This is a genomic window from Desulfobacter sp. (assembly GCF_050177295.1).
The window spans coordinates 1-9,589 of record NZ_JBFXHE010000151.1; the positions used below are offsets into that span (position 1 = coordinate 1).

General features: G+C 43.9%; 12 protein-coding genes. 9 read left to right on the forward strand and 3 right to left on the reverse strand.

Features of this window, described 5'->3' with window-relative positions:
- The first annotated feature begins 8 nt into the window (after positions 1-8).
- The 8 genes from AB7U36_RS11900 (at position 9) to AB7U36_RS11935 (ending at position 6,174) form a co-directional block, all read left to right on the forward strand.
- Positions 9-173, forward strand: coding sequence for a hypothetical protein (locus AB7U36_RS11900; protein ID WP_428160002.1), 165 nt, complete (start codon positions 9-11; stop codon positions 171-173).
- The gene (locus tag AB7U36_RS11905; RefSeq protein ID WP_286819951.1) at positions 170-1,021 is read left to right on the forward strand and encodes an HDOD domain-containing protein; all 852 of its coding nucleotides are present in this window, start codon (positions 170-172) and stop codon (positions 1,019-1,021) included. Before AB7U36_RS11900 ends, AB7U36_RS11905 begins: the two co-directional genes overlap by 4 nt.
- A 16-nt stretch (positions 1,022-1,037) precedes the next feature.
- On the forward strand, positions 1,038-1,463 hold the full coding sequence (locus tag AB7U36_RS11910) for a response regulator (RefSeq protein WP_428159993.1): 426 nt from the start codon (positions 1,038-1,040) through the stop codon (positions 1,461-1,463).
- Complete coding sequence (locus AB7U36_RS11915) at positions 1,420-1,875, forward strand: chemotaxis protein CheX (RefSeq protein ID WP_428159994.1); 456 nt, start codon at positions 1,420-1,422, stop codon at positions 1,873-1,875. The genes AB7U36_RS11910 and AB7U36_RS11915 overlap by 44 nt, the downstream gene beginning before the upstream one ends.
- Before the next feature lie 17 nt (positions 1,876-1,892).
- Positions 1,893-2,669 (forward strand): histidine kinase dimerization/phospho-acceptor domain-containing protein, encoded by a 777-nt coding sequence (locus AB7U36_RS11920; RefSeq protein ID WP_428159995.1) that lies wholly within the window; start codon positions 1,893-1,895, stop codon positions 2,667-2,669.
- Complete coding sequence (locus AB7U36_RS11925; protein ID WP_277005255.1) at positions 2,666-3,055, forward strand: response regulator; 390 nt, start codon at positions 2,666-2,668, stop codon at positions 3,053-3,055. Before AB7U36_RS11920 ends, AB7U36_RS11925 begins: the two co-directional genes overlap by 4 nt.
- A gap of 58 nt (positions 3,056-3,113) precedes the next feature.
- The gene (locus AB7U36_RS11930; protein ID WP_428159996.1) at positions 3,114-5,096 is read left to right on the forward strand and encodes a patatin-like phospholipase family protein; all 1,983 of its coding nucleotides are present in this window, start codon (positions 3,114-3,116) and stop codon (positions 5,094-5,096) included.
- 118 nt (positions 5,097-5,214) lie between these two features.
- Positions 5,215-6,174 carry an N-acyl amino acid synthase FeeM domain-containing protein gene (locus tag AB7U36_RS11935; RefSeq protein ID WP_428159997.1) on the forward strand — a complete coding sequence of 320 codons (960 nt, stop codon included), beginning with the start codon at positions 5,215-5,217 and terminating at the stop codon, positions 6,172-6,174.
- Between the two features lie 48 nt (positions 6,175-6,222).
- Here the strand turns inward: AB7U36_RS11935 and AB7U36_RS11940 are convergent, their stop codons facing one another.
- From AB7U36_RS11940 to AB7U36_RS11950, 3 genes are all read right to left on the reverse strand, one after another.
- Complete coding sequence (locus AB7U36_RS11940; RefSeq protein ID WP_428159998.1) at positions 6,223-7,587, reverse strand: DUF1302 family protein; 1,365 nt, start codon at positions 7,585-7,587, stop codon at positions 6,223-6,225.
- 130 nt (positions 7,588-7,717) lie between these two features.
- A complete protein-coding gene (locus AB7U36_RS11945; RefSeq protein ID WP_428159999.1) occupies positions 7,718-8,491 on the reverse strand; it encodes an outer membrane lipoprotein-sorting protein in 774 nt (257 codons plus the stop codon).
- A gap of 22 nt (positions 8,492-8,513) precedes the next feature.
- Entirely contained in the window at positions 8,514-9,254 is a 741-nt protein-coding gene (locus AB7U36_RS11950; protein WP_428160000.1) for a PEP-CTERM/exosortase system-associated acyltransferase, read from the reverse strand.
- Between the two features lie 143 nt (positions 9,255-9,397).
- On the opposite strand from AB7U36_RS11950, the gene AB7U36_RS11955 reads away from it, so the two are divergent.
- A partial coding sequence (locus AB7U36_RS11955; RefSeq protein ID WP_428160001.1) for a hypothetical protein occupies positions 9,398-9,589 on the forward strand: 192 nt, incomplete at its 3' end.

Below are 9,589 nucleotides of genomic sequence, written 5' to 3' on the forward strand. Positions count from 1 at the left end.
TTTTTAATATCGGAAAACGCAATTATCTGGCATTAAAAAAAATGTTTTTTAAGAACAAGGTGATGATAGACAAGCAGGAAGTGGGCGGGAACATCAACCGCACGGTTCGAATTGAAATTGCATCGGGAGATATTTTCCTGAAAACCTCAGGATCCAAGGAAGTGAAGATATGACAACACTGGAGAAAATGATCCGTGAGATAAAGGAGTTAACGCCGATGCCGGCGGTTGCTAACCGCTTGCTTGAAATGATTGAGGAGCCGGATAGTTCAATAAACGATATTGCCCGGATAATCCAGTATGACCCTGTCATGACCGTGGACATTCTTAAAATATGTAACTCAGCATATTTGGGGTTAAAAATCCCTGCAGAGTCAATTAAAGACGCCGTGAATATGCTCGGTACAGATCAAATCGTTCAATTGGCCATGGTAAAATCAAGTGCAAAAGTCCTGTCCGGACGTCAGCAAGGCTATGGGCTTGAACAGGGGGATATGTGGCGGTATTCAGTTTCTTCCGCCGTTATTGCCAAACAGGTTGCCTTACGTCTGGGACTGAACAACAAAAGTACAATTTTCACTGCTGCCCTGATCAAAGACATCGGTAAAATCATATTGGAAAAATATGTGTTCAAGGACTATAAAAAAATTGATACGCTTGTAAAAAAATCCGGGTACAGCTTCAGGGAGGCGGAAAAAAAAGTACTGGGCATAGATCATGCTGAGCTGGGTGCCTTGATTGGCAAAATATGGAAATTCAGCCCGCGAATGATTAAACTGATCCAACACCATCATCTCAGGGATGACTCCATGATGAATGACAAAGAGGTTGCAGGGGTATATCTGGCAGACTGCATTTGTATGATGATGGGGAACGGCGTCGGGGCGGATGGTCTGTCGTATCGATTCAAGGATCAGTTAATGAAAATTCATAACATCTCTCACTCGGATATAACCGCTATTATGGCCGAATTTGGGGTCAACATGCATGAAGTGAAAATTTTATTAAAAATGGCTCAATGAAACTAAAGGGAAGCAAATGTCTTATTCAATATTGATTGTAGATGATTCAATGCCGATGAGGACCGTTTTGAAACGATCTCTTGCAGCTGCGGGATACGGCGGTTCCAGGATACTTGAAGCCTCAAACGGGAAAGAGGCGTTAACGGTGCTCAAAGGAGAGTGGGTCGATTTGATTATGACCGACTACAACATGCCCGAAATGAATGGGCTCAGCTTTTTAAAAACAGTAAAGACCGAAGCACTGTTCAAGGAAATTCCGGTTATTGTTATTTCAACCGAGGGAAATGATTCAAAAATTAAAGAATTTATGGACACCGGTGCTGCCGGTTATATTACCAAACCGTTTACCCCTGAGGCGCTCAGAGATTTAATTGTCAGTATAATTGGAGAGGCCGATTATGAAGAAAGTATTGATGACAGCGATAACGAATTCGATTTCTGAAGTTATGGAGACCATGTTTTTTATGCCGGTTGAAACCGGTCCTGAAACGATTTTAAATGAGTCCGGCATCGACCTGAATACCGCATTGGCATGTCGGTTGAATTTTACCGGGGATATCTGTGGAAATATAGATCTTATTTCACCGGCACCACTGGTGGCAGAACTTGCATCCAATTTTTTGGGCGAAAGCAAAGATGAACTGACTTGGGAGAAGCGGTTTGGGACATTGTCTGAAATGCTTAATATGGTGTCCGGGAATGCCTTAAAAAATGTAAAATGCACGTTGCCTTTTAAGATCGGCATCCCCGGAATGATTACCGGTACGGATCTTGATGGCTGTGCAACATGCACGCTGGTTGAAACCATGGATTCGAAAATGGCTATTTTACTGTCTACCCGTATGCGTCAATAACGGCAAAGGGCGTTTCAATGTCCAATGAAATTAAAATAAAAGAAACCATATTGGATTTTCCGACAGTGTTTTCTAAGGATGATATCCTGCGGGTTATTAACAATTTACCGATTGCGGTCGCGGTGATTGACGCGGACCTGAAACTGGTTTTGGCCAACAGAATGGTTTCCATATTTGTAAATAAGAAGGATGATCAACTCGTCGGGGTTGTAGGTGGGGCCGCCCTTGGCTGCATTCATCACGAAGATACCCCTGAGGGCTGCGGATTTGGAAAAGAGTGCATTCAATGCAAATTGAGGATGACAGTCAATGATACCTTTGAAAATACCAAGGGGCATTTTCAGGTTGAAACATCCATGACCTTTAAATCCATAGGGCGCAGGCATTTAAGAATAACGACGCAACCCTTTCAATTACAAAAGAGAACGGCCGTTTTACTGTCAATTGAGGATATTACAAATGCAAAGAACTATGAGCGCGCAAAAATAGAAAAGGAAAAACTGACAGCGGTGGTTCGAACCGCAGGCGCCATATGCCACGAAATTAATCAGCCTTTAATGGTGATTTTAGGTTTTTCAGAATTATTAATCGATGAAATCGCTCATGGGCAAATCCAAGAAGAAAATGTCAAGGAAATTAGAGACCAGGCACAACGGCTGGCTGAGATTACAAATAAGCTGATGGCTATCACTCAGTACAAAACAAAAATGTATTTAAGTTCCGAAATCTTGGACCTTGACGCAGCATCTTCTATTAATATCTCAGACCCCAACCCAGACAAGGAGAAAGAATGATGGAAAATAAAAAAATATTAATCGTTGATGACGAACCCCCCATTTTAAGATTGCTTTCCCAGGTATTTACCAAAGCCGGTTATGAGGTTTTCACCGCAGAAAATGGACGGGATGCATTAAAAATTATCGAAGAGAATAACATTATGGTCATGTTTTTTGATTTAAATATGCCGGTGATGAACGGTATGGAATTATGTAAGAGCGTAAAAAGCATTAAGCCCATGTCTATTATCTATGCCATTACCGGCTATGCCTCTTTATTTGAACTGTCGGAATGCCTTGATGTCGGCTTTGAGGATTATTTTAAAAAGCCGGTGAATGTATCAACACTATTGAAAACAGCTGAATCCGCATTCGAAAAAGTGAACCGCTGGAAGAAAATGTAAGAAATAGCGCAAGCGATATAGCAAAAAATGTATCAGCCCATTTTAGGTATTGAATTCTATGCTGACTAACTTACAGGATCTTCATGACTTTCTTTCGCGGGTGCCACTGTTTTCATCGGTGCCGGTGGATCAGATCCGAGTGATTGCCGGGCTGTTTAAAAAGGAGTTTTATCACAAGGGTGACATTATCTGCCGCCAGGACGAACCCGGAGATTCCATGTATGTGATTCGTTCGGGTACGGTGTCGGTGTTCAAGGAGGCAGACGGGGAAAAGATTTTTGTAACTGAGTTGAAACGGGGAGATTTTTTCGGAGAGATCTCTCTGCTTTCAAAGGCGTCCAGAAATTCAACAATAGAGGCATCGCTGGATGTGGCTTTATTTTGTCTGACCCGTGACAATTTTGATGTTCTGATTAAAACCAATAAAAGTATTGGCCTGTATCTGAGCCGTTATTATGCCAAGCGCATGAGTGTTAAGGCAAAGGACGGCAGGCGTCAGAGCATGGTCCCGACATTTTATGCGGTGTCGGCTACGGGTCCGGAGTTGGGCGTATCCCATTTTTTATATTCCGTCTCCTTTCATATTTCTAATGAATCACATAAACGGGTGGTGGTAATTGAGCCTCACCTTGAGGCTGACAGAATCATGCATAAATATGACCTGACCCGGATGGAATGCCCGGACCCTGGACTTTTCAGACTCCTGCCGCCAGACAGTTATAAGCCCGCAGAGATTCATTGGTATGAACATTTGTCAAGGTTTCATGTGCTGCAGTTGCAAACCGGTTTTTCCGACAGGCTGTCTGAGATTATGCCGGTTCTGATGGCCGGCCTGAAAGAGTCCTATGATGTGGTGTTTTTCAATCTGACCCATTGCCTTAATGATATGGAGCGGCTCTTTGTCCGGCTGTGTGACCGGACACTTTTGCTTATTCATAATACAGAGGAAAAACTCAGAGAAGTTCAGTCCCGGCTTTCAGCGCTTGAGGCAATTTGCGGAACCAGTGCGTTTTTAGGAAGAATTCGGGTGGGCGTGAGCCATCTGTACGGAAAAAAAGGGGTGGCTCGGCAGGAACTTCAGCAGCGTCTGGGACTTTCCGAAACGCCGGGCATCTGGGTGGAGCGTTCGGAGTTAGCGGTTAACGACCGGATAGATACGAATAAATATTTTCCCGTCCGGGGGCCGAGGGCTGTTGCCCGTGAAATTGCCGGTATCCGGCTGGGGCTTGCGCTGGGTGCCGGCGGTGCACGGGGATGGGCCCATATCGGAGTGCTCAAAGTGTTGGAGGAAGCCGGCATCCATATTGATATGATTTCAGGAACCAGCATGGGGGCACTTGTGGGCGGAATTTATGCGGCCACCGCCTCTGTTGAAAAATTAAAGCAGTCCACCATTGACCTGTTTCGAACCCGATCAGACACCCGCAGGAAAATTTTTGATTATACCCTGCCCAGACAGGGGCTGCTTAGGGGAGAAAAGGCGGCCCAGCTTGTGAGAAAGGCTGTAAACAGTGCTGATTTCCTGGATCTGATGATTCCAACATACTTGGTGGGCGTGGATATCCTGAACGAAGAAGAGGTGATTTTTGAAACCGGGGATGTCACGGATGCCGTCCGTTCCAGTATTGCAATTCCTGCCCTGTTTTCTCCATTTAAACACCAGGGTCGGTGGATGGTTGACGGCGGACTTTTAAACCCCGTGCCTGTAGATGTTCTGCTTCGAAAGGGCGCAGACATGGTCATTGCCGTGAGCATTGAATCAAAGCCCTCAAAGGCAAAAACACAAGAAAAAGCGCCCGGCATTAAGCAAATTATTTCCCAGACCATCAGCATTGTCCACGGCAGGGCCACCAGTGATTTTGTCAAAAACGCAGACCTTGTACTTTACCCGGATGTGGGGACCTATGCCTGGGATGATTTCCACCAGGGCATTGCCCTGATGCACTGCGGGATGAAAGAATGCTTTGAACGGCTGCCGGATATTCAAAAAATGATTAATCAAAAACAGGGCCGGGTCATTTGGTCTCTTGATATATTCTAATTATAGAGCTATTTGGAAGAAGAAACCCTGTTCCCATTTTTTTGGGTTCAGGAAGTGCAATTTTTGTAACGACTGCTGTAATTTTCGTAACTTTTTTTTTCTTATTTATGGAATATTTATGCCTAAACTCGATGAAAAACGATCTTTTATAAAAGCAATTCAGGTATTTTCTTACACTGGCATGATAACTGCATTAATTTCAATCATTATGAATATTTCAAATACATTAGCAAAATCGTTGTTGCCTTATGTGCCGACGTACTTTAGAAAAAGAATCATCCGTGGCGCTCTTCCTGATCTTCAAACCAATCTGGACGACGTCACCTTTTGTGAGGCATGCAGTATCGAAGAGTATATGTCCTGTTTCAGCCTGTTGCATGATGTTTATGTAAAAGCCGGGTTTATTCGACCTACCACTCCCCCATTGAGAATTATCCGGCACCATTCCAATGCCGAAGCAAGGGTCTTTATGGGCTGCTTGACGGATAATCAGGCTGGAAAAACGCCCATATATACTGCCAGCCTATTTCCGGATGATAAACAAGAAGGCCTTCCCATGGATATTGGATTTAAAAGTCAGGTCGACGAGTTAAGAAGCCAGGGGCGCCGCCTTGTTGAAGTCGGGTGCCTGGCATCACATCCGTTATACCGAAAAGGGAATAAACATATCCCTATGCTGGGTAACCGTCTCATAGTGTCATATGCGATTAACACCATTTGCGCGGACGACTTATTAATTACGATTCACCCAAAGTATTTAAAAATTTACGAAGATATCCTTTTGTTTGAAAAAATCGGACAAATTTCCTCCTTTTCCTATGTAAACAATAACCCTGCCGTGGCCCTTCGCCTCGATCTAAATACAGTCTCACAAAAATTTAAAGAAATTTATGGTAACATGCCAAAAAAGAAAAACCTGTATCATTTCTTTTTTGAATCAGGATCAACCCCCATTGAGCTGCCCTTTGAAGAAAATAAAGATGAAGAGACGGTGAAAAGATATTATGGGGCAGATATGATCGAGCGTGTTATCGCATATTCAGCAACCGGGCAGATTCTTCCCCTGACTTCCGGCTGAAGACGGGTATGTTCCCCTTTTCAGTCTGCATTTTATTATATGTAGCATCTAAAATTTTATTTCAGCAGTTAAATACACCTGGTCGTTGTTTTGAAAACGACCCGGAATCGTCTCCTCGCTTCCATCAAACCATTCAGCGCCGATTTCAAATATCACCGGCGTCCAGAAAGATAAACGGATCTTGGGATTCAAAACAGTTGCATCTCCTGACAGGTCATAATAATAGCGGCATTCCAGTCTTAAATCTCCATTGAAAAAATCCTTCCACAGGGTGCCGTTGATGGCCAGTGTTGTCTCCTTGGCCCAGACAATCCGGGTTTCGTAGTCCCGGATCCGGCTGATCAAAAACTGGAGATTGGCATACCAGTCGTTTACGCCGCTATAGTCAATTCCTGCCATAGCCTGAAACACGGGTTTTCGAATCCGCTCCAGGTCCCGGGTAAAATAACTGGTGTGATCAATATAGGCCAGATCACCTCTCACCCCGAAAGAATGCAATGTAGTTTCAAATTCAAAACCGAAAATATTTTGCCGGTCATGAATGAGAAGCACCGACTTCCCGGTGGCAGTTAAAAAATATGCCAATTGAGATGTTGTCAGATTCCCTGCAGAAAGCGGAAACCCCACAGGGAGATCAAGGGTATCCGGTGTTGGCAGATCTTCCCTGGCAGACAACCAGCTGAGTGCCCAGTCCAGGCGTCCAACAATGCCGGACAAACGAATTCCGCCTTCGCTGTTTCCCAGAGAATCAGAAGGGTCTTCTTCCATAAACGTTATCCCGTCCGCTCGCCCGAATACTGCCCAGTCTGTTCCTATAAGATCGTATTCCGATTTGACAAAAAACGGAATAAAGACCCCGGAAATGGTTAAATTGCGGGCATAAACATCCATGGAAGCCATGGGAATGGGACGTTTGCGGTCATCCCGGCGACCGGAAAGATCATCACGAAAATCCTCGGGATTCAAATTATCCAGCGGACTGTAGGCATCAGTTTTACCCCACCGGATGATCTGGTTGCCGATCTTCATATTAAACCCGTCGCCTCTAAAGTTAAGAGAGGCATCACCCAGCCGGATATCTGCATCTTCTTTCCAGTCTCCATCATTGCCATAAGAAAAATAATCTGCATCCACAAAAAGCACTGCACGCCAAAGGTCCGCATGCACCAGGCTTGTTCCGATCCTCACCTGGACATGATTCATCATATCATCTTCTGAATCATTGTCCTCACTTACATCATGAGCAAACTTGTTGTGCACTTCCCCCGACAGCTTAAACAAGCCTTCATCCTTGTCGCTATCCCGTGTGCCCTCCTGCGCCCATGGGTTACTGGTGTCATCCGTACGTGCATCCTCCTCTTCCAAAGACTTCACCGACTGACTGTGAGTTGAATCGGTAGACCGGCAAATCATTATGGAATTGAAACAAAATGCGGATTGAGGACATAAAAAAAACAGGAAAATAAAACTTGATAAAATAAAAAATCCGTAGCGATATCTTGATAAACGGGGCATTAAATGGCATCTTGAAGAAGAATAGGTTCTACTGATTATGTTTCATATATCCTTTGGTAAAAATTTCATCAGGAATGCCGCGATTATATCCTATTTCATCGGTCTTCAGCAGTGTACAATGATTTTTATTTAGATCATTCATCTCTGCATCAAGGATCGTCCAGATTCCGTCGATTTTCTGAATTTCTTTACCGGTGAGTATCTTATGAAGTCTGTTCCGTTTATCATAAAACTCGGTCTTAATGGGCAGATAGATATCTTTGACAACCCATGTAACCCGTTTTCCATATTGGGAATCATCTGTGGCTTTGGGGATGCTTTCAAGAACCCAGCAGTCATGGTCATCTAACTTTTCTTCTCTTAGGACCGTATGTACGTCCTGGTCCACTTCCCTGGACTGCAGGTCTTCGTAGGTATAATCCGTGTTGACAAAACGATTGGATTTCTGACTGGAGACAATCCGCCGCACCCTTTGAAGTGCCGGCAGGTAGAGGAACTGATCATCGTCACTCTCTTTGTTTTCCCAGGTTAAAAAAGCAGTTCCCTCTATATCGGCAGGAGAGGTAAAGCGTATATAGCTTTTAGATACATCCCCGTATTTCTTAACCACAGTGATCAGGCTTCTGAATCGCTTTTTGCCTCCCTTGTCGATCAGCAGCATACGGATTTTTAAGGTGGCATCCTGCCCTTGATCCCGGTCCACCACCTTCTGTGCGATCTGCGCACCGTCCATAGCCACTGCCGGACATACCCAAACCAGCAATACAACTATAATAATAAAGGTATAACCTTTGATATTCATTATTCTTTGTTTGCTTCCCAAATTAAATATCCGGTCGGTACTCTTCTTCCAATCCGGTAAGCATAAGGTCATACATGCCTGCATCGGTGTGCTTCAGATTGACCAGCAGTTCATGAATATCTGCAAAATAGGGAACCCTCTCACCATGATATTGTACAGGATCTCCGATTTGGTGGAATAGAAATCCATATTTTTTCAGGGCATAGAATATTTTTTTTTCAGTGATCATGTACCAATGGGTCAGCCCCTGTCGCAAACTTTCATGGAGCATCACCTGGTAAAGCCCCAAGACAATGATAGGGTTTTTCCTGCCCGCCATCTCTTTTGGAATGCTCCCGTCATCGGGCAGTATACCGCCTTCTTTTTTCTTTAAGTAAGACTCCACGCCATACATGCCGTCTTCTTTACGGCGCCTGAGGTCTTTGGTTACCGTAAGTCTGGAAATTTCGCCGATTTTGTCCGGCTCAGGTTTTTCCCCTGGTAAACTTAATTTTGTGGCATGTTCAATGGGAAACCCTTTGTCTGAATGGCACACCAGGCGTATGGTGCCGACCACGGAATCTGTTTCATTCAGGCAGGCAAAATGGATCGACTCTTTTTCGTATTCATCCGTTTCCAATCCACCCGGATGGTCGGCTCTATCTTCAAACCCGAACTCCTCCACATAGACTTCATACCTCATCCGGAAGGTATCTTTTAAGACATCATCATCTATGACTTGACCGAAACGAAATTTGTCGTAGGTAAGGCTTTTGGTGATCATCTTTATTTTACCCTGGGTTACTCTTTTTTTGTGTGAAAATTCTATCGAAAGTCACTGTACTATCGTGTATTTTTTAAAATTATTTGTCAAGCGCTTTCCCCTGAGAGCACAATGAAACATAATCACCGGGTATAATTTTAACCTTGTCTTTAGCGATATCCGATGGTATTTTGAAAAATTCATTTTGTTTACACGTTTCCAACAAAGATACTTTAATTCCAGACAATTCTGGATTTAGACAAAAAAATACGATGCCAAAATTTTCAAGCCACTTAGAATCCTATGATATCCATTCCGCCTCAGAATATTATGACCAGGCATTTTCACGAAATATA

Coding starts and splice junctions, on each gene's coding strand:
- AB7U36_RS11905 (WP_286819951.1), top strand. CDS start 170: ATGACAACACTGGAGAAAATGATCCGTGAGATAAAGGAGTTAACGCCG.
- AB7U36_RS11910 (WP_428159993.1), top strand. CDS start 1,038: ATGTCTTATTCAATATTGATTGTAGATGATTCAATGCCGATGAGGACC.
- AB7U36_RS11915 (WP_428159994.1), top strand. CDS start 1,420: ATGAAGAAAGTATTGATGACAGCGATAACGAATTCGATTTCTGAAGTT.
- AB7U36_RS11920 (WP_428159995.1), top strand. CDS start 1,893: ATGTCCAATGAAATTAAAATAAAAGAAACCATATTGGATTTTCCGACA.
- AB7U36_RS11925 (WP_277005255.1), top strand. CDS start 2,666: ATGATGGAAAATAAAAAAATATTAATCGTTGATGACGAACCCCCCATT.
- AB7U36_RS11930 (WP_428159996.1), top strand. CDS start 3,114: ATGCTGACTAACTTACAGGATCTTCATGACTTTCTTTCGCGGGTGCCA.
- AB7U36_RS11935 (WP_428159997.1), top strand. CDS start 5,215: ATGCCTAAACTCGATGAAAAACGATCTTTTATAAAAGCAATTCAGGTA.
- AB7U36_RS11940 (WP_428159998.1), bottom strand. CDS start 7,587: ATGATTTGCCGGTCTACCGATTCAACTCACAGTCAGTCGGTGAAGTCT.
- AB7U36_RS11945 (WP_428159999.1), bottom strand. CDS start 8,491: ATGAATATCAAAGGTTATACCTTTATTATTATAGTTGTATTGCTGGTT.
- AB7U36_RS11950 (WP_428160000.1), bottom strand. CDS start 9,254: ATGATCACCAAAAGCCTTACCTACGACAAATTTCGTTTCGGTCAAGTC.